We start from the raw sequence: 25174 nt of genomic DNA on the forward strand, positions 1-25174 counted from the left end.
ATTTGTAAAAACACTTCTTCTGGCTCCTTCCTTCTTCCTTCTTCCTTCTTCCTCTTTTCTCCTGGCTCCTGACTCCTAACTCCTAACTCGAATTTCTAGCTTGGCGGCAAAAGTGAGATGCTCTCGAAGCACTGATCCTCTCGCGCGCAAAGCTCTTCCAAATACTTAATTCTGGAAGTTTCCACGCCATACCTTCTTGTTGTTGGCCTTGGGCAGAGCAATTCAGGCATTTTTGCCAGCAAGAAAGAGCGGCTGTTGTATCCCCTTTTGCTTCGAGAACTTGTGCTAGCAAGCAGTGTGCAATAGGATAGAATTTATCTAATTCAATTGCTTTTTGCAAGTGAGTCTCTGCGTCACTGTAAAGTTGCAGTCCTAGATAAGCCCATCCCAGATTTTTGTGGAGCGTGACTTGCACCATTTTGTCATTAACTTGTGGCAAAATGGAGAGAATTAGTTCTACCGCTACGTCAAAATTTTCGCTGAGAATTTCCAGTCGAGCTAAATTATTGACAGCCGCAGCGGCAGCGCGACTGTTTTTATATTCTGCTGCTTTTTTGTAGTGCTGGCGAGCGTTGGACAAATCTTCTAGTTTTTCGTAGGTTGACCCTAAATTGTAGTTAGCTGCTGGCAGTTCTGGATTGTAGCGAATGGTTTGTGTTAAATAACATTTTGCCGTCTGTAACTCGCTCTCTAAGTATTTCTTGTAACCAATTTGATTTAGGTATTTAGCAATTAATTGATGGGTGATAAATAGCCTAGCCTGCGGGGTGACTGTCAGGCGTTCTTCCCCAGACTCGGTGAGGGCTTGCAGCAGCGATCGCTCGATGAGAATTTCTACAGCCAGTTTCAATTCTGATAAGTCTTCAGCAAATAGTAGACTGGATTGCAACTCGCTAAGGGTGGCGGGTTTATTGCTTGCCAAACAAGACAACACTTTTACTTCCAATTCATAAAAATCCTGAAAGTGATGCTCAAAAAAATCTCGGACAATCCCCTCAATAACCGAGGGAGTTTTTTTGATGAGTTGTGCTAAATTGCCCGCTAACATATCTTGAGCGTGAGTGACGGCTATTTTTAAAAGGAGGGGATTGCCACCATATAGATAAATGAGTTCTGATAGCAAATTACTCTCTGAAATAGAAAATTTTGGGGCGGATAAAATGATTTGTTTGGCATCCTTTTCTGGTAATTCCCTCAGTTCTAAAGCTCGACAAGGTAAGGTTTCTTCTGCTACATTATAAATTTCTATAGGGTGAGTCCAACTGATGATAAGCAGGCAACTTCGGTGAGGGGTTTGTGCTATTTGTTGGAAGAGTTCCCGGTAACTTTCGTATCCGGGGCGGTAGTGTCCTGGTAGCTGTCCGCTTGCGAGGATAGTTTCGACTTCATCGAAGACTAATAAACAGCGGGTTAAACGCAAATATTCTATTAATTGGGCGATGAGTGAGTTGCTGGGTTTGGGAATCTCGATTTCTGAATGATGAGATAGGAATTGCAAGAGGTCTGGCAAGAGTTTTTCAATGGGGTCAGCGGTGGCGATATTTCGCCAGATTATGGTTTGAAATTCCCCTTGAATTTGTTGTAGAGTTTGGGTAGCTAATGCTGTTTTGCCAATCCCTCCCATGCCACAAATTGTGACTATTCGACAACGGTTTGTTACTATCCATTTTTTGAGAGTTTCTATTTCGGAATTACGCCCGTAGAAAGGTTCTGGATCTGGGACTTCTCCCCAATCAATACGCGGTGAAAATTGAGGGATAGTTGCGTCTTGGAAGCGGGTATTGTCTAGGGTTGGATCAACTTCACTTTCGGTTGTAGTATCGTGACGGTTAGTGGCAACTTGTTTCTGGTATTCAGTTACGAGAATTTGCTGGAGTTTTGCTAATTTTCCCGGCCCGGCACCTTGAACTTCAAATTTTTTATACACTTCTCCCAGGCGTTTTTGTAAGGCATCTTTGCGAACACGAAGCTGGTCTGAAATATCAGACATGGATTCGCCTTTGATGGCTCTTGATAAGACTTCAAATTCGTTTTCGGAAATGCCAACTTTAGTGGCTAAAGTTATTAAAAAATCTTCGGGAAGTTTCATACTACGTTGAATACAGGTATTACAAAGCGGGCGGTTCTACTCAAAGATAGCTGGGAAAGGACGGGGCGATCGCGCGAAATAAGCGAACACAGGAATTTTGGCAGTAGAAACAGAGGTTTCTGGGCTGTAACTTGATTATATGGGCTTTTTTCTCACTTAGAACGAGATAAACGAGATAGACAACAGAAGAAATGAGGGGTGGCGCAAACAGAGGCTTCTGGGCTGTAACTTGATTATATGGGCTTTTTTCTCACTTAAAAGTAGGTAAACGAGATAGACAACAGAATAATTGAGGGGCGATCGGCTGAATTTTGGAGCCATTTCCAGGTCAGGATACTTTATCTGTAAAGGTTTAGACCTTGTTTAAGTTGCCGTTAGAGGGGCTAGAACCTTTTGAAATCGACTTTTGAGCCTATTTCTCACTTAATGAGTTTTTTTTGAGCATTAGCTTGACAAATTAGAACTATCCTTGATACATTAATCTCAGTTAGGCGCGGTGGATGTTTCAGAAAGTCGGCGCAGCCGGAGAGCTTTCTGAGTTCAGCGAACCTGAATACAGTTTCCCCCTCAGCTTTGCATAATTTTTGGGTTTGACCCTGGTTAATCAGTGGAGGTCGAAACCAGATTACCTGTGAAAACTGCTGGACTAAAACAACTGACGAGTATCGTTGCTGATCGGAGAGTAAAAGGCCATGTTTAGGTGCGTCAAGTTGATAACCGCTTTACCGACGATCGCGCTTCTGTCTGTTTTCAATCTGTTTCCGAGGGCGATCGCCCAAGAATATCCGGGGTGTTTTCAGTTGAATTCTGAAAGAAAACAGTATCAATCTCTCGATGAGCTTTGTCGATTTCCCAAACCACCTGAAAACCCGCGGAAGCCAGACCCTTTTAGGGTTCAGCTCGTGAATGGACTGGAGTTAACTGGATTAGCGATGGAAAATACAGGAACTCAGCGATTTCTTGTAGGGCGGTTGACCAACAAGCAAAGTAAGACGGCTAAAGTTCAGTCTATCAGCGTCCAATTTATCGATAAACGAGACGGAGCTGTAGTCGAATTTTTGACTGTTAAGCTTGGCGGTGTATTAGCTCGCAATCAGGGTTATGAATTCAGGAGAATCATGAACAATGCTCTTCAACTAGGCGATCGCAGTAACAATGATTTGTCTATCAAGTTTTTGGAGTGGGACTAGGTAAGATACTAGAGATAAAACTTAAACACATACCAAATCCTTCAATAAATTAGGAAAAATTCATGAAATCAGTAAATAAATTTTGGGGCTGGTTTCAGTGAAGCCTTTTGTTAAAGGAAATTCAAGGCAAAAAAACCAAATTCTCGGATTTTTAATTCCTCTATATACAGACTAGGAGCGACATTATGGACGAGTTTGTTAGGAAAGCAGCAGGACTAGGATTGCCTGTAATTTTACTTCTAATTGTGATGGCAACTACAGGTTTTGCAGGAGCGGCCGCAATTACGACGGCTTTGGCCATGTTAGGTGGGCCAGCAGGAATGTTCGGTGGCATTGCTTTGCTGGGCATCACCGGTTTAGCGACAGAAATGTTATCTAAGTACGGTCTTGAAGCGCTGTTAATTGGAATTTACAGGCAGCGCATTCAAAATGGAGAATCTCATGCTGCAATTTGCAAAGAAATCCGCCAATTACCACTATCTGGAGATTTGAGGCGGAGACTTGGGGAAGAGTTTGGGTTTTAGTAAACAGGAGATGAGCAATTTTATTTGTAAATTGCCCAAGATAGATCGCTGCTAATTGCTTAGAAAATCAAATAGGAGGAACAGATGGAGAGCGAATTGATTGGAGAGGTTAGATTACGCAACTGCCACCTAGTCTACCGTGAAGGCTCAAACTATCGAGTAGATGTAATTAAGGCTCAAAGACCTACAATCGTATTTACAAAAAACATTACTTGTGAAGTAGTGGAGTATTTGTACAATCAACTCAAGGGACATCAAGTTAATAAAGATGAAGCAGCAGATGTCCTCAAACCAGTTGCCAGCCAGTTAGATTTACCTTACAGCTATGGGCATCAGCTTTCTTATTATACGCAAGAGGTTTTAGTGGTACTTGTGGCGATAGGTAGAGCAAGTTTGAGTCAACAAATAGGTCGAGGTTGTTGTTATACAATTTTTCGGACGTGCTAAATCCTAAAACGAGGCGATCTAATAGCTTTTCCGAACCGCCAATAGACAATAAATATGAAATCTAATCAACTCATCCAAATCAGCGGTACACCTGGTCAAATTGTGGGGATTGTTCCAGTTCAAAGTAATGGCACAATTACGGTTAAATTGGCAGGCGAAATGTTACAAATCAGCTCGGAATCTTTTTTTGGATTAGAAACAAAAGAGGTGTTTATTCCGATTGAGGATGTTAGAGCGATTGAAACAGGAGAGGGTTGTACTTGGTGGCTGTTTTGGTTAGGAATTCCGACTCTCAGTATTTTTATCGGTGTTGTCTTTATTATTCTTGCCTTCATTGTCAAACAGCGCTATCTGACTATTTACAGCAGTCGGGTTAATGTGATAGTATTTCACAGGAAAGGAGAAAAAGTGGCTCAGTTTAGAACTGGTGTTTTAGAGGCTCGCTATTCTAAGTCTCTGGCGATCGCTAAACCGCCAATGCCACCACCGCCATCGCGTCCTTTGAATATTTGAGTCAAGAGAGTAGATATCATATCAAATCCGCGCTTGATCGTCGAGCGTAAAATCGAGTCAACATTCAACACTCAACCATCATTGAGTTTTGCGACCTCGAATTAACAGTTAACAATTAACAGTCAACTATTATGAGGAGTGCAACCGGAATTGATATCATAATCCAAATCTCCTGAGTTTATGGTGCTCAGCAAAATAAAAATTCTCGTGGTGCAGGCCCCATATCCCGGATGAGGAAGACGCTTATATAGCAATCATTGCAGGAGTCATAATTTTTTTAACCCCTCCCCTTGCTAAGGGGAGGGAGTAAGAAATTCACACATGATTTAGGATTGCTATACTATCATTTATACCACAAATATAGGAGAGCCAATGTTTTATAAGAAACCGGATTTTTTAGGGTAAGTCTTATTTAAATTAACAAAAGTACGGCTGCTGTTGCTAGCAGTAGCAGAATTCCGGCTGCACCTGCTAGCGGTTTTGCTGCTATTCCTGTAATCCATTCTGGTACGCTAGAAGTAGGTTTAATTGCGCCTTCTGTATCTACGGTAGTTATACCCCAAATCCAAGCTGCGTGAATGCCGATCGCCAATCCTAGACTGCCATTGTCGGCGATGCGGGCTAGTGTTAAAACCATCCCCATCAGCCACAATCCGGGCAGTTGCGGTAGAGTTTCTTTGGCTGCCCAAATTAGGTGGGCGATCGCGAAAATGAAACTGGCGATCGCTGCTGCGATTAGCACTGAGTAATCTTGCTGGAGGATTGTTTGCAAGCAGCCGCGAAAGATTAACTCTTCTGTGGCGCTAATCCACAGTCCTAATAACAGAGTCAGCAGACTAGCAGGGTTAAGGATTAAAGTCCAAAAATTAATCTTTTTTTCGCCTGTTTCGGTGGAAGTTTCGCTTTTTTTTAGATCGATCCAGCCTGCGGTTAATTGCAGACCGAATAAAATTACTAAGCTGATTATTCCTAATCCTAATCCCCGCAGCAATGACATCAAAACTGCGGGTTGCCAATCCCAACCCCAGTTAATAAAAGATGTATTTTCGATCCAACTTGTCGCCCATAAAATGAAGGGGACAATCAGGTATAGGGAAGCTAGTAAAGGTAGTTTTTTGTTTCCTAGGGGTTGGGGCGGATGCCATTTGAGGGCTCTCGCCAGCACAATCGCTGCGGGAAGCCACACAACAATCCAAGTCGAGAAAAACAAGATTATTTTGACAATTGCTGGTATTGACGGCGACAGCAGTCGCAGGTTAGTTATACTATTCCACATTTAATGGGTGGCAACTATAATACTGTTGACTGTTGGCTGTTAACTGTTGACTGTTGACTGTTAACTGTTGACTGTTGACTGTTAACTGTTGACTGTTGACTGTTAACTAATGACTAATAACTAATAACTAATGACTAATAACTAATGACTAATGACTACTGACTACTGACTACTGACTACTGACTACTGACTACTGCCAACTGACTACTGCCAACTGCCAACTGATTACCGATCGAGCTTTCGCTGAATTTGCCTCAAAGATTGGTACATTTCCGGCAAGCGGTTGTAGACGGCTGCGGCTTTCAGAAATAGTTTGTGGGGAATTGCTGGAACACCCGTCACGATCGCACCTGCGGGCACGTCGCTGTGAATTCCGGCTTTAGCAGTGGCGATCGCCCCATCTCCGATTTTGGCTTGATTAGCAATTCCCACTTGACCTGCCAAAATTACATTGTTGCCAATTTTTACTCCGCCAGCCATGCCAACGTGAGCGGCAAACGCGCAATTTTTCCCGACTTGACAGCCGTGACCTACGTGTACTAAATTGTCGATTTTTGTATTCTGGCCGATGCGGGTTTCTCCGACAGCGGGCCTGTCGATCGTGCTGTTGCAGCCAACCTCAACGCCCTCTTCTAATACAGTGCAGCCAGACTGCTCCATTTTCACCCATCCTGTGGCTGTCGGCACGAACCCAAAACCTTCGCTGCCGATCGCCGCACCGCTGTGAATCACGCAATTTGCCCCGATGCGAGTACGTTCGTGGATGACACAATTAGCGTGTAAAACAGTGCCTTCGCCTATTTCCGCATCTGGGTAAATTACGACATTTGGATGAATGCAAACGTTGCTGCCAATTTTGACTTTTGCTTGAATAACGACGTGGGGGCCGATATAGACATTTTCACCAATTTCTGCTGAGGGGTGAACGGCGGCTGAGGGATGAATTTCGGATGCTGGGCGAAACGGTTGATAGAAAATGGCGATCGTTTCAGCAAATAACAATCGCGGATCTGCCGCGGCAATCCAAGCAATGTTGCGATCGTCACATTGAGCTTGCAGGCTTTCATCTAAGGGTAAAATTAAAGCCGAAGCATTTGTAGTGGCTGTATGAACGGCAAATTTAGCACCTTCTATGTAACTGATTGTGCCCGGTGCAGCTTCATCAACTGGGGCAGGGCCAGTAATTTCTGGATCGGTAGCAACCGACGCTGTGAGGGTGCGACTGGTGGCTAAGTTAAGTTTTTCTACTATTTCGCTAAACTTCATCTATAAAAATTTTTTGTTAGCACAGATGGATCATAGTTAAAAATACCAGGTTTTGAGCACGATCTCAGCAGTTGCCATTTAAAAAACAAAAACCCCGGTTTCTTTAAGAAGTCGGGGTTGTAGCGCTCGATTATTTTTGGCAATTATTTTACAGAAACTGCGTCTACGTCAACGGTGCTGCCGTTGGCTTCAGAATAATTGGCACCGGTGGCTTCGGATGCAGAAGCTGTTTCTGTTTGGCGAGATTTAAAGTAGTCGATCGCCATTTGGGAAACTTCGGAAATCAGCAAGACTGCGATCGCCACATCGTCAATTTGTCCGATGACGGGGAGAAAGTCTGGGGCTATGTCGATCGGGCTTACCAGATATGCCAGCGTTCCCAGAATAATCCACCAGCGGTACTTGGGGTTGCGGAGGGTGTCGCGGTACCAGTTGTAAACAGATTGTATAGAAAAGTTCATCAGGTTGTCCTCTACTTATATTTTCCATCTTGACAAATTGTCGCTCGAAATGCTTGTGGAGATATCCCCCCTAAGGTTGGGAAGAGAATTCTACTCAGGAGTATAGGGAATTGGGTAGGGAGAATTTGTGGTAAGGGCGATCTACTAAAGTTATGCTCGCTCAGTGTCATGAGTCAAACTTCAACTGATAAGTACAAACAGACTTTAGTCAACCGACAGCAAGCAAAACTCGGCAACTGGGAGCGCTCCATCTGCTGGCTGTTGCGACTGAGATATCATTGCTTTAGCCTCCAAAGAGAGCTTTCGTAGGACTGAAGAACAAGCTCTATGCGATCGGACTTCTGTTTTTTGAGTTCTTGTATCCACAACTCAGAAGATGATGTACTAAATAAAAATACATCGCTAAAAATACCCGGAACTTTCGGGAAATACAGCTCAGTTTCCGAGCTGGAGTTAATACGACAAGTATAACATCGAGGTTCGATTAACAGTCGTACTTTTGGATCTAAAAGATGGCTCATAGATAGTATATCTGCTATATGAGTATCGCTAATTACGATCGGGTTTGCAGCTTGATTAATGGCACGAGCAACTACAGGATTACCCGGGTTATGCCACCAAGCTTCCGCTTGTGAATTAATCCCACAAGACACGATTCCACCAGTAAAAAGCAAAATAATCATTAAAGTTGAGAACGAAATATTCGCCTTGCTTCGGTTCAAAAAAACTTCGAGATTATTACCAATTAAATAAGCAACAGCAAGTTCACTTCCTAGGTAAGATGGGATTAAGTATCGAGCCGAAGTAGAACGTATACCTCCTACAATCAGATCTGGTAAGATAAGTGCGGCTGCTGTGATACCAATTAAAAGGAAAACGAATAAGCGAGCTGGCTGAGGAGCGTGCCGCCACAAAAAATAAAGGGCATATATTACTAAGATTAACACTCCCAAACTCACTAATTGATCTATCTTCTCATTTTGTGTTTCACAAAACACTCGACCTAGGTTCCCCACCCATGACTTAAATAGTCCGATAAAATTGCCCTTGAGCGCTGTCCAGCTTGTTACTTGCTTGGCTTGGGAAAAGTTAACTATTACAACTATAAGCCACGGCACAAATATCAAAAATCCCGCTATAGACGCCCTTATATAACCAGTAATTATTGGACTTTTCCTGCGAAATTTTTCCAGAAAAAGCACGTAGATTGCGTGACCGATCGCTACCAGTCCTGAAAATAAAAATGTGTAGAGACTAGCTGCTAGTGCTACTGCATAAATTCCCCAACTCAACTTAGTTTTTACCCTGATCGCTCTTAGAAGTGCAGCGCAAGAGAAGAGGATTGTTACAACCCAAAGACCGTATTGCCGTGATTGTTGAGCATAAGCTAGGTGAAAGGGTGAAACAGCTATTAGCGATACAGCGACCCATCCCGTTAGCGGTGAGTCAAATAACTCAATGCACAGCCAGTAAATACAAGGAAAAGCTAGCAAACTAAGAACGACCGCAAAACTTCTCATCGCTGTTATGGAACTGCCAAACTGCTGCATCCAAAACCGGGCGAGTCCATAATAAAGAGGCGGGTGTTGAGTATCTTCAATCGCCAAACTTTTGATAGTATCAACTACACTTCTTTCAGGATTAAATCTCTGGTATTTCAGTATTTCTTCTACCGTAATTAAGCGATTTTTAGAGAGATTTTCTACGGCTTCTGCTTCTGTGTAACCTGCCACTCGTAAAGAAGTGAATGTTTCATCATACCAGTAGACCTTTTTATCCAGATTAATCCCTCTGAACAATATCCCTAAAACTAATAAAATTGAGAAATAAATTACCCAATTATTTGCGGTTCTTTTGAGTTGCATGACCAAATTAAACTTCCTTAGATTTTACATGATACAGTCGGTTTTTTAACTGCCAAAAACTTACACTTATCATTGCCAATCGCACAGACGACATAACAATCACAGTAATTTTGTACAGTATTTTTGATACACCTGATAGAGAAATTGATAACCCCCCTAAATACATTGTAGTGGACTGTACAATTCGAGAACCAGCAAAGAATTGCACTACGGGATACCAAATGAAGGAAACCCAGTTAAAAGCTACAGCTAGCGACATAATGTTCCGCGAGGCAGAAAAACAGGCGATAGGTGTCACCCAAAGGCAAAATTGGGGAGAGTAGAATTTAGAAAATGAGATGAATCCTAAAATCGCGATTAAAAAGGCATCAATCAATTCCTCAAATGTCTTGGGTTTGAGGCCAGCAGCCAGGAATGAAATCGAAATCTGAAGGAATTGGGCTATTTTAGTTGGAACTAAAGGTACTTCACTTATCGGCGATATTCCTAATGACAAAGGCGATAGCAAAAAGAAAAACGCATCATAGGTGCTGTCGCCAATGTTCGGTCTATCTCCTTGGGCCGCATAAGGCATTCTCAGACCTTCCATTCCAGCATATCCGAGCACGATGAGGTTGCCGAGAATGAAGGGGACTATACACAGTAGGGCAACTTTAATTGCCGTCGGGAGTCCTTTTCTGTAGAATATGAATACACAGTACGCAGGAACTGCAAACAAGGCATAACCTTTGAGGGCAACCATTAGCCCCAACCACATTGCCCCCTCTAAGTATTTTTCACTTCTGATTGCCAGCAGGGCAAAAAGAGTAGCAATTACTAAATAAATATCGTATCTGACGAGTGTAAAAAACAGCGGAGCCGGAGCTAACCAAATCCAAAGCGCTCTAGTCGATACTTTGGTGGCAATTATATAAGTCGCCCACAGGTAAAGGAACCAAGATACTGTCACCCACAGCCAGGAAAAACTTTTGAAGCTGGTGGATAAAGGATGTAAATTTTCTGATACAAAGCGGAAAAGTCCAAATAGCAAATTAGGAAGCAGCAAGTAATCCGACCATACATCTTTAAACAAAACTCCTTCACCGATCGCCCAGCGGCTGCGTATATAGTATTGATCTATATCGTACCGATCGAATAGCTTGCTGGCTGTGACTGCATCCCAAGATAAGTAAAGGACGAGCGCCCCAACCGCACCCAGTATCAATAACAATCTTGGATCTTCGTAAATTTTGTGGCTGCGGTTCATATCTTAAGTTTTTAATTTAGGAAAGTTGACAACTAATGAGAATATTTGCTCTGTTGAAATGTCAATAGTCCGGACACTTTTTACCTCGTAATCTGAAACCCTCTATTTTCTGTTGGTAGCTCGCTCGCGAAATCGCCTTTAAAGCCTTATTATACGGTTGCCGCCAAACTGTCTAAAGTATTGAAATGTGCCAATCACTACTTAATTTCTGACTACCAATTCTGCACTTAAGTGTGACCCGAACAAGGCCGCGCGGTAGTTTTACCCGATAGCGAGCTGTGACCGCATCAACTTCGGCAGTGCCTGTCTAGCAGAGGAAAGCCTGGGTTTAATAAAGGCTTTGTACCCGCCTATATTATCTTATTTCACATTTAATGATGGGTAGTGTAAAAAAAATTTACAATACTTGGTGGTTTCGAGCGCATCCATGATTTGGCAAGGAACGGCTGACTGTTTTAAGTGTAGCGAAGCGATGGGAATCTATTTCTGTAAATATCACATTAGTCGGCTTTCGCTTGCTTATATTTTTAATTATCCAATGGTGCTGTAAAAAACAGTTTTTGAGTATAAAATAGCACAAGCATTGGGAATGCTTTGAGGCGGTCTATCGGGTCAATTACTGATGTTTTTATCTCTCAACCTGAGTCAAAAACAGCATTTTTTTGCTAAAAATCTTCGGAAATCCTTTCAGGCATTACGCTACTGGCACATTGAAACAAGTTAACCGTTGAGATCGAGATCCCTGTTTTGCGGTAGCGTGAGGTACGCCAGCAGCAATTACCTACTAATTACCAACTACCAACCGTACCTCATTTGACGCAGAAGTGCTACACTTCACTCAAAATGCAGCCAGTTTCATGCCGAAAAATCCTCCTACTCACGAATCTTGAAAGATCCATTTTTGGTCGCCGATCGCAATTTCGCAACCATTTGGCAGCCAAAAAGGCTCGTTAGCCGCCAGCCTCTGCCCACCCACAAAAGTGCCGTTGGAACTGCCGCTATCGACAAGCTGATATCGCTGTTTGCCAATTTCGTCAGTGGCGCGGCGGATTTGAGCGTGGTAGCGCGAACTTTGCGGGTCTTGTAATACTAAAGTGTTGGTTGGTTCGCGTCCAATTGTAAAAGGATTGGCTGTTAGGGCGATCGCCTCTCCAGAAAGTTTGTAGATTAAATATGCGGTTGTTTTGCGATCGCTGCTTGCGAGTACGGTTGGTGCAAGTTGGTGAGGATTTCTCCCTGCTGGGAGACTGTTTTGAGCAAGTTGTTGTGTTAGTTGTTGTAAATCGCGATCGAACCCTCCTGCTGTGTCTGAAGCTGGAAGACTCGCAGGAGAATTACCTGAAATTAAGTTTAACTGCTGTACGGGAGATTGAGGAACAATCGGACGGCCTGCTTCGGCAATTCTCATTTGCAGGGCGGCGGCATTTTCTGCTTCCTGTCGGGCACTCATTCCCTCAACTTGGCGAATAACTCCGTTGGTTTCGGGAAAGCTGACATCGCCAATTCGCACGTCTTCTAAGTTAAAGCCTAGGGTATAAAAATCTTGGACGCGATCGAGCAAATTTTGGCGCAGCAACAGCCGTCCTTGACTGATAAGCTGTTGTAGGGGTATTTGCCCGATCGCTAATCCCATACAATCCTTAACTGCACTTGCTAAAGCACCTATAGGATCGGACAATTCCAAAGCTACTCGTTTCGGATCTATAACTTGATAAATAACAGTCAGGGTGGCATCAATTAAAAATCGATCCTTAGACAAAAAATCTCCGTGCGACTGCACCTCCAAATTGCGGAGTTTGGTGTCTACGAGGACAATTTGAGCCTGTTCCAGCAGGGGAAGGGCAAAGCTGAAATGTCGCCCGGATTTTAGGGTACGCACGGCGCGGCCGTTTTTGACCAACAAACCCGTGTAACCCGCCCCTATAAAGTCCATACTAAACCCGGCCCAGCGTTCTGGAGTTATCGTTTGAATCAGGGGAGAAGCGTTGTTCATGGGAGGGAGTTGAGGGAGGGGAGATTCTATTTTTAGGGTAACAAATTGCTGGGGGCGAGCGATCGGGCGGTGTGCCGGTTCCGCAACCTCTATTCTATACTTCTGGACTCCCCCCGATTCAGGCCGCACTGGATCTAGCTTGAATCTAGTTGATGGTGGGGGCGATCGAAATACTGTCCGTAGGGTGCGTCTGATCCTTCCAACCTGTTGAAATCGAAAGAATTAATGTCTGACGTACGCTACAATTTGGTTTAACGGTGACTAAAGGTGAGTGATTTATTGGCTATACTTAAGGCATCATGCTAGGAGCGTAAGTCAGATGAACACGATCGCGATCGCCCTTTCTGATGAGCGACTCCTGAAGTTACAAAAACTCGCCAACGACTTGAATGTATCGATAGAAGAGTTAGTTTTAATAGGCATCGAAAACTTACTCGCACAGCCAGAAAGTCTTTCACCCAATACAGCTCAAAATATTCTCAACGAAAATGCTAAAATTTCCCCTGAGATAGTTGACAAATTTTATGCACTAGCCTCGGATTGGGAGAAAGATGTTGCTGGACTTTCTTCAACTGCCCAAATGTCTCAGCATCCTGCCTATCAGGAAATTATTAGTATGGGAACACAAATCGTGTCGCTGTTGCTATCGGAGCTGAAAAGAAATCCCCTTTACTGGTTATCGGCGTTGAGTGCAATTACGGGTGAAAATCCCATTAAACCCGAACAAAGGGGAAGGGTGAAACAGATGGCATCAGCTTGGATAGATTGGGGGAGAAATCAAGGCTACGCGATTGAATAGAATGTATAGAAGACCCTAATTTGAATTTAAGTGACCCAATGTGTCTTGCAGGGATTATCAAGTTACCCGCCCTAAATCTCAAGAATATAACTGCTTTGCATGGGCTGCTGAGGAAGACGATCGTTGGTGGCAACCGATACCTGGAAAGCAATTTTATTTGCCTGACGGTGTACCGCAAGAGGAGACTCTAGAAGCGTATATTCAGGCTTATCAAACGCTGGGATATGAAATTTGTAAGGGCGATCGCGACAAAATAGTAAAATAAGCTTAACACTTGAAAAGTGAAACTTAGGTTATGTTAAAGTGTAATCAACAAAACCGTTTTTGCACCATACCGCACGGGAATCAGTGCCATGTCCATTTCCAAACCTGAAAAGCCACAGTATTTAAAACCGATTAATCCCCCCGATCTGCAAATGCGAGCGATCGCCTACAGTTTAGATACTTTGATTCCAGGGATCTACATTTGGCTGGGTGCGCTCAAAATTCGGATTGGGGGTAGCGAGCCCGAAGAAAACTATCCGGGGACTATTCACAGTCCCATTGGCATTGCTTTAGTATTCCCTGGCTACCGCATCTACAGCACTTATCAAGGTAGCTATGACCCTTGATAAGCATAAGCTTGACGGTATCCCTCAAATTACTGTAAAAACTTTGCCATCTACAGAATTTGAGTTACTTCTATTAACAGCAGGCTACGGTAAAATGGGTACGGCTCCGGCTCAGGGAAATCGCCTGAAAGTGTGGTGGACTCATTCTACTTTTAGACGCATTGAAGCTATTTATAGTCCTGATGGAATAGTTGCTATTACTGCTTATCACGTTTAGACTTGTAGTTCAAAATCAGAAGTTTTTATTGACTCTTTTGATAAGAGAGGGCGATCGCACTTTCGGAAAATAAGGGCGATTCCCTACGGGATAGCTCCGCTTCACGCACTTTGAAAAAGCAACAATTGCGTTACACCCAAAACATTAGGAAACTGCTTTGAGGTATTGCGTTACAGGCTTCAAATCGATGTCATCGTTGTCAGTCAGTATTTTAAATAAATGACGCGGGATGCCGGCGGCAATCAAAGTTTCTAAATCGCGATCGAGCTTTGAGAAGTCTTCATAGATACCCACTTGCCTGACTTACGCAAGCTAAAGATGAATCTTTCGGGTCATTGACTCCCGTGTATTTGTACTGAATATCAAAACCTGCTTTTTCGCCAATTTCTTCGATATCCCAGTCTACAAGATTAATATCTATCGCTTCAACGGCTAGGGCAATATGACCGGGCGGTATGGGGTCAAGAGGCTCGCAGCACCAACCCTCAGAATGATTCCATACACTTTGACCAACTGATTCTCGAATTTTCATGTATTTTCCCTCACTGAAAGTAGCAGCGAAACCAGGCTTTGCCTTCAGGCCGAACATCTGCAAGAGACCGTTCATATTGAGTTGCTAGCTGTTAGCATTTCTTTTTCGCTTCTTTTAGGTTATACGCTTGTACGGGTTCGTTGATGGGATTGCCAAGCTCTTCTTTTTCCCGTTCTGGATCTCTCACTCCTCCCCCTTTTTGCTGCTTTTGCTGGATGAGGGGGCTTGCTGAGCCTGGAACCATATTTCTATTGCTTCTTCCAACCCTTCTCCTATATTTAGCTGCTTGAGAGTACACGCAGCTTTAAACTGAAGTCCTAGTTCTTTTCGGACATCTCCCGATAGCTGTATGTAATTTGGGTCGTGTCGCTTCGCTGGCACTTCTGTACTCTTTCCCACTTAGGTTTCCTGCAATTTTTATATTCTCACGATCGTACACCTGTTCTGCTGATATGTTCTCATGTTAACAAGTTGAATATGTGCGCGAGTAAAGAAAATAAGGGCGATCGCTTTTGGGATATGTGGATGGAAAAGATCGATCGCCCCTTTGGGATTCGGGATGAGAAAGGCGATCGAGCTTTGACAAGTCCTCATAAATGCCGACTTGCCTGACTTACGCAAGCTAAAGTAGCAGCGAAGGATGGATTTGGGACAAGAGACGGGCGATCGCACTTTTTGTTATTTCGGGCCTAGGGGAGCACTCCTCTTCTACCCTATTTTTTCATTTTGTGTTTCTTGATGCTATTGACTTCGCCTTCTCCATTGCCAGAGCTAAATATTTATCAATTTGCTCAAACCGAGAAGAATTTAATAGTATATTTTCTGAGATAACTTCCTCGCTGTCATAGATAATTTCTAGATGTGCTGGCTTAGAGGAAGAATAGCTAGGATATTGATAACGAACCTTAAGCTCACCATCATCTAAAGGTATCAGCCACCTCCAATATATAGATCCATCCTTTTTGGCTTCGAGTGTCTGTGCCGTAGGAAAGCTATTCAATATCCATCCTCGATCTTCACTCCGTATTTTTTGCATAAAATCTGCGGCTACTTCCATCTGAGGTCTATGTTCAGACGCACCTCTATAGAAATTTGCTTGACTGCTGCGATGAGCAAATGCAGCTTCTTCAGCACTTTTCAAAATTTGTTCTAAAGGTGATGCTCCTTTAATAATATGTACGGCAGAATCCGGAATATCCGCATATCCTTGACTTCTGACAAATAGGTAGTAACGTTTCCGAAGTTCCGCGCCATACAAATCTGTAATCAATAAAGCAAAGAAATAGTCCAAATCATATTGACGGCTGTTCACAGTTTCTCTGTAACCCCTAATGTCACCTTGACTCAATTCTGCTAATCCATTGCAGTGATGAGTATGCCAAGAACCCAGGTAATTAATATCTTGGTCAAATTTCTCCAACACGCGAAACATTGCTTCTTGATACTCACCATCTGGCATCAAGTGACCTACTGAGTTATTGACACGAGGGCCAGAGTCTATATAAGTTTCTACTCGAATTTTTATATGATTGCGATTTTGACTGATTTTTCCAACAAACTTTCCACCTTCCTCACGGTTAGAAACTGATACTGCATGACTTATTCTGGCAATAACAGTATCAAAAATTTCAACTGATATGTCTGGATTAGAATGCCTATCATCTGCTCTACCTATTCCAAACAAAGATAAAACTCCCGACATACTAATCCTCCAATTGATGATTGCTATTAGTGCAGTAGCATACTTTTTGAGGTTTTAAAAGCATTTGCTTTGCTTCAAAATGACTGCGGAATATTCCTGGGGCTGGTCTATTGGCATACACAATCCAGTTACTTTTCAATGTAGCCATTGACTGAGTTGACTCTCTCAGCAAAATAGAGAGAGCCATCCTAACTTGAATCAATGCAATCATTTGGATATCAATTGATAGTCCTGATGCACGAAATTCTTTTTCATCAAGACCGTAAATTCTACTTTCTTCATCTTCCGTAAGTCCTAAAGCATCGTCTGATAAGTCAAGTTGATTGAGTTCGGAGAAAAGTTGTAAACACTTGTAACAACCAGTTTGACTTGGAATGTAGCCAAAAATTTCACCTCCTATGCCTGTCCGAAACACGGATGCTGTTACAAAAGGAACTTTCGCTGCCACACACTGGTCACTGACAAACTCTCTGACACTCTTTTTATCGGAACAAGAAAGAACGAGATCCGAGCGACAAACCGACTCAATAAAGTTCGGAGATTGCATCACATCCTCTGCAAAAGTTTTAACTTCTACATTGGGATTTCTGTCTTCTATCCACTCCTTTTGTATGTCTACTTTGAGTCGTCCTAAATCTTTACGCATTCTAGGATGCTTGACAAGATTTTCAGATGCCAGAGTATCTGGATCGTAAAGTTCCCAAATCCGAATACCATTCATTACAAGGTGATCGCAAGCTGGTGTACCACCGCTACCTAAACCCACAACAGTGATCCGCTTATCTGAAAAAAATTCTGGATTAAGTAGATAGCTAATTCTATCAAACTCAAGTGAATAATTTTGATTTTTCATTAGTGTGCTTGCTCTTTTCCTGGCCACTTTTTAGTACGTTGCCAAACATCATATTTGTTGACCCAGATTGCAGCCTTAGATACCATATATGCCAATGAATAGTTTGAAGTCCATTGCTCTGGCTTCATCACACATAAATTGCCACTCATCGGATATCTGTGAGGACAATCAGGTTCAATGGTTCTTTCAAGCAACTTAATCGATGGCATCTTGTAAGGATATTCTAAAGAAATTTCTATGCTAACTAGGTAATAGTTTTCGTCCGCTGTCTTTAAATACCCCTCTACAGCCTTGATAGACCCTTTGGATGCTTTAAAAGCAAACTGTGGATAGTAGCGCTTAATTTTCTCACTCTCAACAGCCATCCTATCTCTAGATAAATCATTTCCGAGAAATATAAGTCCACGATTAATAGCAATATTTGTCATTATTTATTGTTTAATAACTACTTTTAAGGTTAGGCAACTAATACTCCCCTTTTGGATCGCGGAGCGCCACTCCTTTTGGAGATTGATTGGGTTCGAGTGGACGAACTACACCATCTGAATCGATTTCGACAAACTCATCTTCTTCTTGAGCGTTAAAGGCTCTTTCTGCCATATTTGCAATTGATCTGCCAACACCTCTAGCAGCAGCACTAATTACTCCTTCCGTAATTCCATCGACTATATCGTCAAAATCATTTGGCATTTGCTTAACACGTGAAAAACAGCTTGAGCTACTCCTAACTTAGTATTTCAGGCAAAGGCAGCAATTAATCTTGACTTAATTAAGTAACAAAATCTGAAGCTCTTGCCAATTGGCAAGAACTCTGAAAGCTTACTCTGTCAAGCTAACGGTTCCTTAATGCCTTTTTTACCCTAAATCTCTTTAAGAGTCCCTAGCCTGAAACCGTTAGTTAGTCAAGCTTTGGGTGGTATGATGCCTTGTTAGTCCAAAGAAGCTGAACTTGAGTAGCTATTACGATGATAAACTCAGTATACTCAGATAGCAACTAGCTAAAGCTATAATTTTAGTTAGGCTTTAGCTATCAACTAAGCGAGACATACTGCGATGACATCCAGTGACGAGATGTTTGCCGAGGCTGCGAATAACTGGGACTTGGAAAGGCTCTACAAAGCTATGGCAGAAGCCAAGTGGCAAGTCTCTCCTCGTGCGAGAAAGGGACTTACCGAACGGGAAAAGCTTTTTCTCCGAGGTTTGCTCTGCGGCCACAGTCCTGCTGAAATAGCTAGCCAACTCCATCAAAGTCGTAAAGGTGTTGAGGTTTATGTATCTAAAACTTTATATCAATACTTTAAAAAAATTACAGATGTACCTAACCAAAAGGTAAGCAACTGGAGAAATATTCATAACTGGCTAGAGGAAGCTGGATATAAAACTACGCCCTCTGTTAAATCTCACTCAAGCAATTATTCACCCCAAATTCCGTTAGTAAACATAGTTAACATAGGTTTGAACAATCAAACTCATACAATAACAATTGACATTCACCTTCAACTAACATTACCTTCGCTTTCAGAGCCAACAATGACAGAAGACATGAATACAAAAGATCGCCCCTCAACAAACCAATCTAATTGAAGGGCGATCGCCTACAATAGAATCAACACTCCTCATCTCAAACACCATGCAAATTGTTTTGCCTCCTGAAGTCGAAGCCCTCGTGCAGCGCCAACTCACCAGCGGCAAATACAACAGCGCGATCGACGTTATCCTTGCAGCCATTAAACTACTCGAACAACAGCAAGATATTTATCAAGGACGACTGCAAGAACTCCAACGAGACGCACTGATTGGTCAGCAAGCATCCCAACGCGGTGAAGTTGTAGACGGTGCAACCGCAATGGCACAAATTCGAGCTAATTTGCGTAGGCGTAGCCAGCCGTAGGCATCGCGTTACAGTTCAAAAGAAACATGAGTCCAAAATTTCGCCTCACTCAACCCGCAATTCAAGACATTGAGCAAATTGCAGACTACATCGCTAGTCGATCGGGACTCGATCGAGCAGATCGCTTTTTAAGCAATCTTGACGCTAAATTCGCCAAAATTGCTCAATTTCCCAATATTGGACGACAAAGAGACGAAATTTTACCCTTGCTTCGCAGTCTCTCCATAGACAACTATCTCATCCTCTATATGCCGATCGGACAAAATGTAGAAATCTTTCGAGTTGTCAGTGGTTATCGAGATTTATCCGCCCTCTTCGCCGATGCTGATGATTGAATTTAATATATCAATGGATGAAAAGGAGGAGGGAAAGCCTCAATAACCTTCATTAAAAAAACGCCATCGCCCTTGTGACAAGACATTATAAGGGCGATCGCAACAGCCTAAGCAACACCATAGCTTGTAAACTGCCTTGCATAGGGAGGCTGAAGACCCAAAACAATATCCTCCCGCGCCACACCCATCAGCACTAACTCCTCAGCAATCAGTTCATCAGTTTGATTGCGTTGAATCCAGACTTTTTCATTTCGGATATCTAAGTGGATCGGGCAACTATAAATCCGATTGTGACCGTCCCAACCTAAATCTAATATCTGATAATGGTCATGTTCGGTGTCAAACAATACCTGGATTTCTATGTCGCCATTGATGGGTTTAGTCTTACTATATTCCATCAGGAAAGTGCGAACAATCTGCCGATATTTAGCTAATCGATCCATTCCACAATCACCTCATTCGTGGGGTCGTATACCAACAACTTCAAATCATACTCAGCTATCGCCGCTTGGGGCAAAGCACGAGAGAAAAATGAATTATAGGCAGCGATCGGAACTGCCAAATAGAGCGATCGATCTGGCTCCAAATTTCTGAGTGCTAGTCGATAATTCAAAAATTGACCGAGGGCTAGGTGGAAATCAAACATAGCTGATTCACTCAGAAAGCTTTTAACCTCCACCGCAATCTTTTGCACACCTCGCTCTGCGGCTAAAAGCTGTTCCGCCCCCAAGTCAATCCTGAGCCGATCGTCTTCGCTAAACTTTAGCTTCAGCGGATCGTGGGTAATTACCCAATTATCCTTCAGGAGAGCGGATTTCACAGACTCATGGAAAACATCCCTAGCCGACATAGACTTTACTCAAAGACCTAGTTTCCATTCTATCCAAACCCACGCACTTAGGAACTTAGCACCAATAGTATTATAACACTCAACCAAAATGCCAAGAATCAAATAAGCGCGATCGCCCTTTCATTCCCAAAAACCGATCGCCCTTTCATTCACCTCACCAAAAACGCCGCACACTCAACATGAGAAGTCTGAGGAAAGAAATCCGCCGGCTGCACTCGCGCTAACTTATAATCCCCATTTTCGCACAAAATCTTCAGGTCGCGAGCCAAAGTAGCAGGTTTGCAGCTAACATAAACAATGCGATTTGGTTTGATTTCCTTGATAGCTTCCAAAACCGCGCGATCGCACCCTTTCCTCGGCGGATCTAACAGCACAATATCCGGTGTCAATCCCAAGGAAGGCAGCAAACTCTCTACAGTTCCCACCTGAAAATCGACATTTCTCACGTCATTTAACTCAGCATTTAATTGGGCTTGTTCGATCGCCGCCGGTTGCACTTCTAAACCGATGGCTATTTTTACTTGTTGTGCCAGAGGTAAAGTAAAAGTACCAATTCCGCAGTAAGCGTCAACCAAAACCTCATTTCCCTGCAAATTCAATTCCCCTACAATTACCTCCAACAACGCTTCAGCAGCCTCAGTATTGACCTGGAAAAAAGTATCAGCCCTTAGCTGAAAATTCATCCCAGCAAAGCTTTCTCGCAGATAAGAACGACCAGCTATGCAGCGAGTTTCTGCACCAAAAATCACATTAGTTTGAGCGGGATTTATATTCAAACAAACACCTACCAGTTGAGGATATTGTTTCAGCCACTCTGATGCTTGCTCTTCGAGTCCCGGCAACTCTCCAGTGCGAACTATTAAAGTTAGCAGCATCTCGCCAGTGCGCCGTCCAATCCGCAAGGACAAATGACGCAATTCTCCTGTATGTTTCTTTTCGTCGTAGACTTGCCAATCCCGCCAGTGGATGTCTTCTTTGACTTCTTTTAACAAAGGATTGAGGCGCGGATCTTGCACCGGACACTGATTGAGATTGACTAATTTGTGGGTGCTTTTTTGATAGTAACCTGCTTGGACTTGACCTGTTGCAGATATGGCCACGGGATAAGTCGCTTTGTTGCGGTATCCCAAAAATTGGGGAAATCCCTCGATTTTTCCCGTTAAAATTTCATCAACTTGGGGATTGCTAAATCCGCCAATCCGTTCTAAGGCTTGAATGATTTGATTTTGCTTGGCTGCAAGCTGATATTGATAATCTACGTGCTGCCACTGACAGCCGCCACACTTGTCGGCGACAATGCAGTTAGCTCGAATGCGGTGTTCGGATGTTTCGAGAAGTGTGTCCAGCTTGCCTGTAGCATAGGTGGATTTGACTTGCACGAGGCGGACAAGGACTCGATCGCCCGTCACGGTATCGGGCACAAACACTACTAACTCACCAAAACGACCAACTCCGTCGCCGGTGTCTGTCAAGTCGGTAATCTCTATCTCAATCAGTTGACCTTGCTGGCAAGGGTTTGCCAATTTCGTCGAGTTTGGGGTCGGGAATTTAGATTTGGTCACAAGTAGTCGTGGTAGGATTTAATATGGTAATGCAATATCGCTCTCTCTTTCCTGAGATAAGTCGTAGCGAAGCGGGGCGTAGGCCATCGCACTCAAACTCAATTGCAGGCTGTCTTCCTGCTGCTGAACGTCTTGCTGCTAAAGCCAAGCTTCCACCTGCAAGTCAAGCCTGCCGTGAGTTGCCCCTACCCGTGCCTGTGCGATATGCTGTTGGGGCGACGTAGCAAAAACTCGTTAAACAGTCAAAGTGTCTGCCGACATCAAAACTCTCAGTCGCAGTTTTTGAGTTTTTCCCGCAGTACCCTGGAACACAGGGAAACTGGCTTGAACATCAAGCATAACGTTTCCGGAGATTTATCGGCTACTTCTAATGTTGATAAATGTTAGAAGCAAAGTAAATCGCCCAACCTAGAATCTCGTCTTTAAGGGATGAGAATGTCAATTAATCTTACTCTCAAATATCCTCAATTTTTTTGAATAACAATGAGCGTAGTTAGCCAACTAATTCTCCAAGCCGACGACGAACTTCGCTATCCCAGTACCGGCGAACTTCAAAGCATCAAAGATTTTTTTAAAACCGGAGAACAGCGGGTGCGTATTGCTACGGCGCTGTCTGACAGTGAGAAAAAAATTGTTGAAGAAGCTAGCAAAAAACTCTGGAAAAAACGCCCTGACTTTATCTCCCCCGGAGGTAATGCTTACGGCCAACGCGAACGGGCTTTGTGTCTGCGCGACTACGGCTGGTACTTGCGCCTGATTACCTACGGTATCTTGGCGGGTGACAAGGAGCCGATCGAAAGCATCGGTTTGATTGGCGTTCGGGAAATGTATAATTCTCTGGGCGTTCCTGTTCCTGGCATGGTCGAAGCTATCCGCTGTTTGAAGGAAGCTTCTTTGGCTTTGCTCAATCAGGAGGATGCTAAGGAAGCAGCTCCTTATTTTGATTATATCGCTCAAGCAATGTCTTAATTGCTTTGGTGATTGCTTTCATGAATGTGGCGGAGCATTCGCGGGTGATTTTTGGGGTGATTTTATCTCGCCATTGCTCGCAAATGTTTCGCTTCTGTTTTGGGAAAGGAAATCTGCCTAATTTCTGCTAGGAAGCAATGCTGTTTAAGCTTTCCCAGATGTTGAGTTCGTCTTGTCTTTCAATGCACATTTGATTGAAAAAGTCAAGTGTTTTTTGGAGACATTGTTTTTTGAATTTCCGGCTGTCGTAGTGAATGGATGTTTTGAGCTGCGAGAGTTCTCCAAGGGTGGGGCAGGTTTGGATATGATGGGCGATCGCATTTTGCCATTCTTCCAGCCTGCGGTACGAGATAAATTGTCCGCCTCTGTCCCGCCGATGCACGAAAACCACGAAAGCCCATGATTCGACTCGCTTAATTTGATTTTGGCTGATTTTGAGCAGTTGGGCGATCGACCTGACGGTGATGCGGAGCTTTTTCGAGGGTTGGATGCGGCGAAACAGTGCTGTCATGGCTGTCTATTTACTTTGTTCCAACATTGTAACACAATATTCTTAAGTTGCAAACTTAAAAATTACACTAGAAAGTCAGGCGTGATAGCTTAGCTTTATGCAGATAGGTGATGACTGATGGTTGTAGCAGAAGCTAGGCGAGAAAAAGAATACTTGAGACGGAGATTTACTGATACCGGGCTGCGGCGGTTGGGTAAATTCCTGCGATCATGGCGGGAAGCTAGGGGGTGGAGCGTTCACGAACTGAGCGAAAAGACCAAGCAGCATGAGGCTCAATTTTATAATCTAGGGGGAGAGCCTTTGCCGAAAGTCTTGGGGGTCAGCATTGCAGGCATTTCGAGAATCGAAAATGGCTATTACAACAAGCCTGCACCCGATCTTTTGTGGCTGTTCCTCGATGTTCTCGAACCAGTTCACCCGGTTGAAAAGCGGTTGGTTACTCTAGAAGACTTACTGTTGATCGGAACTGAATTTTGGAACCCAAACGTTGAGGCGTAGGATTGACATAATAGTTAAATTGGATCTGTAAAATGCCGGGATTTCTTGACTTTAAGGCTGTCGTCGATCAGGAAAAACTGCGCCCTGTGCGATTTACGGATACGGGACGCGGTAGATTGGGAAAACTTCTGAAAGCAGCTAGAGAGATTCGGGGCTGGTCAATTATTGAAACAGAAATGGTCACAAAAGAATACGAGGCCGCTTTGTTTCGGACAGCCGGAGATCCTGTACCAAAAGATGTCGGTATTAGTAATGCTACTGTTAGTCGCTACGAACGCGGGAAGTTAGAAAGTTTGGATTGGCGATCGCTCTCTCTGTTATGCTTTGTGCTCAAGCCGATCGATCCGGTGACTGGGGAAGCCCTGGAACCGACAAATGCGCTTTATATCGCCTGCGAACATCCGCCGTACAATGACGCGAAGCTTTATGACTAGATTATTTGCAGATAGGTAATGTCAGGACTCTCTAACAAAGCTGTGGTAGACAAAGAGCAGGAATTGCGTCCCGTTCGCTTCACGGAAACGGGGCGGATGCGTTTGGGGAAGATTTTAAAAGCAGCAAGACAGACAACAGGTTGGTCTGTCAGCGAAACAGAGTTCAAAACAAAGGGATATGAAGAGGCGCTGTTCACAGCTACAAATCAACCCGTACCGAAAGATGTGGGTATCAGTGCCGCAACAGTCAACCGTTACGAACGTGGAAAGCTGGATAATTTGGATTGGCGATCGCTCTCTCTGTTATGCTTTGTGCTCAAGCCGATCGATCCGGTGACAGGGGAAGCCCTCGAACCGACAAATGCTTTATATATCGCGTGCGAACATCCGCCGTACAATGACGCGAAGCTTTACGAGTAGTTGATTGCTGACATCTGGCAGTATTGTTAATCAGCTTTTCAGGGCGGGCTCGCGTGCCCACCCCACAAGCAAAATATTGAGTTGTTGTGGAACAGGCATCTTGCCTGTTCTTAACAATAG

35 protein-coding genes are annotated in these 25174 nt (G+C 43.5%); 17 read left to right on the forward strand and 18 right to left on the reverse strand.

The window, feature by feature from the left end; all coding sequences use genetic code 11:
• Nucleotides 1-82 precede the first annotated feature (82 nt).
• On the reverse strand, nucleotides 83-2089 hold the full coding sequence (locus QUB10_RS20165; RefSeq protein WP_333204943.1) for an NB-ARC domain-containing protein: 2007 nt from the start codon (nucleotides 2087-2089) through the stop codon (nucleotides 83-85).
• A 692-nt stretch (nucleotides 2090-2781) separates the two neighbouring features.
• On the opposite strand from QUB10_RS20165, the gene QUB10_RS20170 reads away from it, so the two are divergent.
• The 4 genes from QUB10_RS20170 to QUB10_RS20185 all read left to right on the forward strand — a co-directional run bounded on the left by QUB10_RS20170 (nucleotide 2782) and on the right by QUB10_RS20185 (nucleotide 4763).
• Entirely contained in the window at nucleotides 2782-3279 is a 498-nt protein-coding gene (locus QUB10_RS20170) for a hypothetical protein (protein ID WP_333204945.1), read from the forward strand.
• A gap of 185 nt (nucleotides 3280-3464) precedes the next feature.
• Nucleotides 3465-3803, forward strand: a complete 339-nt coding sequence (locus QUB10_RS20175; RefSeq protein ID WP_333204947.1) for a hypothetical protein — start codon at nucleotides 3465-3467, stop codon at nucleotides 3801-3803.
• An 84-nt stretch (nucleotides 3804-3887) separates the two neighbouring features.
• Nucleotides 3888-4250 (forward strand): hypothetical protein, encoded by a 363-nt coding sequence (locus tag QUB10_RS20180; protein WP_333204949.1) that lies wholly within the window; start codon nucleotides 3888-3890, stop codon nucleotides 4248-4250.
• A 54-nt stretch (nucleotides 4251-4304) separates the two neighbouring features.
• Complete coding sequence (locus tag QUB10_RS20185) at nucleotides 4305-4763, forward strand: hypothetical protein (RefSeq protein WP_333204951.1); 459 nt, start codon at nucleotides 4305-4307, stop codon at nucleotides 4761-4763.
• A 412-nt stretch (nucleotides 4764-5175) separates the two neighbouring features.
• Here QUB10_RS20185 and QUB10_RS20190 read toward each other — a convergent pair whose 3' ends face one another.
• The 6 genes from QUB10_RS20190 to QUB10_RS20215 all read right to left on the reverse strand — a co-directional run bounded on the left by QUB10_RS20190 (nucleotide 5176) and on the right by QUB10_RS20215 (nucleotide 12870).
• Nucleotides 5176-6039 carry a CPBP family glutamic-type intramembrane protease gene (locus QUB10_RS20190; RefSeq protein WP_333204953.1) on the reverse strand — a complete coding sequence of 288 codons (864 nt, stop codon included), beginning with the start codon at nucleotides 6037-6039 and terminating at the stop codon, nucleotides 5176-5178.
• 225 nt (nucleotides 6040-6264) lie between these two features.
• Nucleotides 6265-7305, reverse strand: coding sequence for a UDP-3-O-(3-hydroxymyristoyl)glucosamine N-acyltransferase (gene lpxD / locus QUB10_RS20195; protein ID WP_333204955.1), 1041 nt, complete (start codon nucleotides 7303-7305; stop codon nucleotides 6265-6267).
• A 143-nt stretch (nucleotides 7306-7448) separates the two neighbouring features.
• Complete coding sequence (locus tag QUB10_RS20200; protein ID WP_333036095.1) at nucleotides 7449-7766, reverse strand: YkvA family protein; 318 nt, start codon at nucleotides 7764-7766, stop codon at nucleotides 7449-7451.
• Between the two features lie 275 nt (nucleotides 7767-8041).
• The gene (locus QUB10_RS20205; RefSeq protein ID WP_333204957.1) at nucleotides 8042-9631 is read right to left on the reverse strand and encodes a glycosyltransferase family 39 protein; all 1590 of its coding nucleotides are present in this window, start codon (nucleotides 9629-9631) and stop codon (nucleotides 8042-8044) included.
• Nucleotides 9632-9638: 7 nt separating this feature from the next.
• Nucleotides 9639-10877, reverse strand: coding sequence for a hypothetical protein (locus QUB10_RS20210; protein ID WP_333204959.1), 1239 nt, complete (start codon nucleotides 10875-10877; stop codon nucleotides 9639-9641).
• Nucleotides 10878-11754: 877 nt separating this feature from the next.
• The gene (locus tag QUB10_RS20215; RefSeq protein ID WP_333204961.1) at nucleotides 11755-12870 is read right to left on the reverse strand and encodes an SPFH domain-containing protein; all 1116 of its coding nucleotides are present in this window, start codon (nucleotides 12868-12870) and stop codon (nucleotides 11755-11757) included.
• A gap of 319 nt (nucleotides 12871-13189) precedes the next feature.
• On the opposite strand from QUB10_RS20215, the gene QUB10_RS20220 reads away from it, so the two are divergent.
• The 4 genes from QUB10_RS20220 (at nucleotide 13190) to QUB10_RS20235 (ending at nucleotide 14497) form a co-directional block, all read left to right on the forward strand.
• Nucleotides 13190-13669 (forward strand): hypothetical protein, encoded by a 480-nt coding sequence (locus tag QUB10_RS20220; RefSeq protein WP_333105115.1) that lies wholly within the window; start codon nucleotides 13190-13192, stop codon nucleotides 13667-13669.
• A gap of 40 nt (nucleotides 13670-13709) precedes the next feature.
• Nucleotides 13710-13934 carry a DUF7689 domain-containing protein gene (locus QUB10_RS20225; RefSeq protein WP_333204963.1) on the forward strand — a complete coding sequence of 75 codons (225 nt, stop codon included), beginning with the start codon at nucleotides 13710-13712 and terminating at the stop codon, nucleotides 13932-13934.
• Between the two features lie 88 nt (nucleotides 13935-14022).
• Complete coding sequence (locus QUB10_RS20230; protein WP_333204964.1) at nucleotides 14023-14280, forward strand: hypothetical protein; 258 nt, start codon at nucleotides 14023-14025, stop codon at nucleotides 14278-14280.
• A complete protein-coding gene (locus tag QUB10_RS20235) occupies nucleotides 14270-14497 on the forward strand; it encodes a hypothetical protein (protein ID WP_333204966.1) in 228 nt (75 codons plus the stop codon). The genes QUB10_RS20230 and QUB10_RS20235 overlap by 11 nt, the downstream gene beginning before the upstream one ends.
• A gap of 144 nt (nucleotides 14498-14641) precedes the next feature.
• On the opposite strand, the gene QUB10_RS20240 is transcribed toward QUB10_RS20235, so the two are convergent.
• The 3 genes from QUB10_RS20240 to QUB10_RS20250 form a co-directional block, all read right to left on the reverse strand.
• Entirely contained in the window at nucleotides 14642-14791 is a 150-nt protein-coding gene (locus QUB10_RS20240) for a hypothetical protein (protein WP_333204968.1), read from the reverse strand.
• Complete coding sequence (locus QUB10_RS20245) at nucleotides 14778-15104, reverse strand: hypothetical protein (RefSeq protein ID WP_333204970.1); 327 nt, start codon at nucleotides 15102-15104, stop codon at nucleotides 14778-14780. The genes QUB10_RS20240 and QUB10_RS20245 overlap by 14 nt, the downstream gene beginning before the upstream one ends.
• 108 nt (nucleotides 15105-15212) lie before the next feature.
• Nucleotides 15213-15428: a hypothetical protein gene (locus QUB10_RS20250; RefSeq protein WP_333204972.1), complete on the reverse strand. Its 216-nt coding sequence runs from the start codon at nucleotides 15426-15428 to the stop codon at nucleotides 15213-15215.
• A 78-nt stretch (nucleotides 15429-15506) separates the two neighbouring features.
• Between QUB10_RS20250 and QUB10_RS20255 the strand changes: the two genes are divergently transcribed.
• Nucleotides 15507-15641, forward strand: a complete 135-nt coding sequence (locus tag QUB10_RS20255) for a hypothetical protein (RefSeq protein WP_333204974.1) — start codon at nucleotides 15507-15509, stop codon at nucleotides 15639-15641.
• 109 nt (nucleotides 15642-15750) lie between these two features.
• Here QUB10_RS20255 and QUB10_RS20260 read toward each other — a convergent pair whose 3' ends face one another.
• Genes QUB10_RS20260 through QUB10_RS20275 form a run of 4 tightly spaced genes read right to left on the reverse strand, consistent with a single transcriptional unit; the run spans nucleotide 15751 to nucleotide 18274 of the window.
• Nucleotides 15751-16731, reverse strand: a complete 981-nt coding sequence (locus QUB10_RS20260; RefSeq protein ID WP_333204976.1) for a hypothetical protein — start codon at nucleotides 16729-16731, stop codon at nucleotides 15751-15753.
• A 1-nt stretch (nucleotide 16732) separates the two neighbouring features.
• The gene (locus QUB10_RS20265; protein ID WP_333204978.1) at nucleotides 16733-17584 is read right to left on the reverse strand and encodes a ThiF family adenylyltransferase; all 852 of its coding nucleotides are present in this window, start codon (nucleotides 17582-17584) and stop codon (nucleotides 16733-16735) included.
• Complete coding sequence (locus tag QUB10_RS20270; RefSeq protein ID WP_333204980.1) at nucleotides 17584-18012, reverse strand: hypothetical protein; 429 nt, start codon at nucleotides 18010-18012, stop codon at nucleotides 17584-17586. Before QUB10_RS20270 ends, QUB10_RS20265 begins: the two co-directional genes overlap by 1 nt.
• A 37-nt stretch (nucleotides 18013-18049) precedes the next feature.
• Complete coding sequence (locus QUB10_RS20275) at nucleotides 18050-18274, reverse strand: hypothetical protein (protein WP_293192902.1); 225 nt, start codon at nucleotides 18272-18274, stop codon at nucleotides 18050-18052.
• A gap of 363 nt (nucleotides 18275-18637) precedes the next feature.
• Between QUB10_RS20275 and QUB10_RS20280 the strand changes: the two genes are divergently transcribed.
• The 3 genes from QUB10_RS20280 to QUB10_RS20290 are packed head-to-tail and all read left to right on the forward strand — an operon-like array spanning nucleotide 18638 to nucleotide 19810.
• Nucleotides 18638-19168, forward strand: a complete 531-nt coding sequence (locus tag QUB10_RS20280) for a LuxR C-terminal-related transcriptional regulator (RefSeq protein ID WP_333204983.1) — start codon at nucleotides 18638-18640, stop codon at nucleotides 19166-19168.
• Between the two features lie 46 nt (nucleotides 19169-19214).
• Nucleotides 19215-19475: a type II toxin-antitoxin system ParD family antitoxin gene (locus tag QUB10_RS20285; RefSeq protein ID WP_333204984.1), complete on the forward strand. Its 261-nt coding sequence runs from the start codon at nucleotides 19215-19217 to the stop codon at nucleotides 19473-19475.
• A 26-nt stretch (nucleotides 19476-19501) separates the two neighbouring features.
• Entirely contained in the window at nucleotides 19502-19810 is a 309-nt protein-coding gene (locus tag QUB10_RS20290; protein ID WP_333204986.1) for a type II toxin-antitoxin system RelE/ParE family toxin, read from the forward strand.
• 107 nt (nucleotides 19811-19917) lie between these two features.
• On the opposite strand, the gene QUB10_RS20295 is transcribed toward QUB10_RS20290, so the two are convergent.
• The 3 genes from QUB10_RS20295 to rlmD all read right to left on the reverse strand — a co-directional run bounded on the left by QUB10_RS20295 (nucleotide 19918) and on the right by rlmD (nucleotide 22222).
• Nucleotides 19918-20253, reverse strand: coding sequence for a XisI protein (locus tag QUB10_RS20295; RefSeq protein ID WP_106146449.1), 336 nt, complete (start codon nucleotides 20251-20253; stop codon nucleotides 19918-19920).
• A complete protein-coding gene (locus tag QUB10_RS20300) occupies nucleotides 20241-20660 on the reverse strand; it encodes an element excision factor XisH family protein (RefSeq protein WP_015178784.1) in 420 nt (139 codons plus the stop codon). Before QUB10_RS20300 ends, QUB10_RS20295 begins: the two co-directional genes overlap by 13 nt.
• A gap of 149 nt (nucleotides 20661-20809) precedes the next feature.
• Nucleotides 20810-22222, reverse strand: a complete 1413-nt coding sequence (gene rlmD / locus QUB10_RS20305) for a 23S rRNA (uracil(1939)-C(5))-methyltransferase RlmD (RefSeq protein ID WP_333204991.1) — start codon at nucleotides 22220-22222, stop codon at nucleotides 20810-20812.
• Nucleotides 22223-22324: 102 nt separating this feature from the next.
• Between rlmD and QUB10_RS20310 the strand changes: the two genes are divergently transcribed.
• Complete coding sequence (locus tag QUB10_RS20310; protein ID WP_333204993.1) at nucleotides 22325-22609, forward strand: hypothetical protein; 285 nt, start codon at nucleotides 22325-22327, stop codon at nucleotides 22607-22609.
• 96 nt (nucleotides 22610-22705) lie between these two features.
• A complete protein-coding gene (locus tag QUB10_RS20315) occupies nucleotides 22706-23191 on the forward strand; it encodes an allophycocyanin subunit alpha-B (protein WP_333063958.1) in 486 nt (161 codons plus the stop codon).
• A gap of 127 nt (nucleotides 23192-23318) precedes the next feature.
• On the opposite strand, the gene QUB10_RS20320 is transcribed toward QUB10_RS20315, so the two are convergent.
• Entirely contained in the window at nucleotides 23319-23702 is a 384-nt protein-coding gene (locus QUB10_RS20320) for a hypothetical protein (RefSeq protein WP_333204995.1), read from the reverse strand.
• Between the two features lie 117 nt (nucleotides 23703-23819).
• Here QUB10_RS20320 and QUB10_RS20325 point away from each other — a divergent pair, with 117 nt between their 5' ends.
• Genes QUB10_RS20325 through QUB10_RS20335 form a run of 3 tightly spaced genes read left to right on the forward strand, consistent with a single transcriptional unit; the run spans nucleotide 23820 to nucleotide 25054 of the window.
• Nucleotides 23820-24200: a helix-turn-helix domain-containing protein gene (locus QUB10_RS20325; RefSeq protein WP_333030075.1), complete on the forward strand. Its 381-nt coding sequence runs from the start codon at nucleotides 23820-23822 to the stop codon at nucleotides 24198-24200.
• 32 nt (nucleotides 24201-24232) lie between these two features.
• A complete protein-coding gene (locus tag QUB10_RS20330) occupies nucleotides 24233-24634 on the forward strand; it encodes a helix-turn-helix transcriptional regulator (RefSeq protein ID WP_190733505.1) in 402 nt (133 codons plus the stop codon).
• 18 nt (nucleotides 24635-24652) lie between these two features.
• A complete protein-coding gene (locus tag QUB10_RS20335; protein ID WP_172192721.1) occupies nucleotides 24653-25054 on the forward strand; it encodes a helix-turn-helix domain-containing protein in 402 nt (133 codons plus the stop codon).
• Nucleotides 25055-25174 lie beyond the last annotated feature (120 nt).

It is taken from the genome of Microcoleus sp. B5-D4, assembly GCF_036705145.1.
In the GTDB taxonomy this organism is placed as follows: domain Bacteria; phylum Cyanobacteriota; class Cyanobacteriia; order Cyanobacteriales; family Microcoleaceae; genus Microcoleus.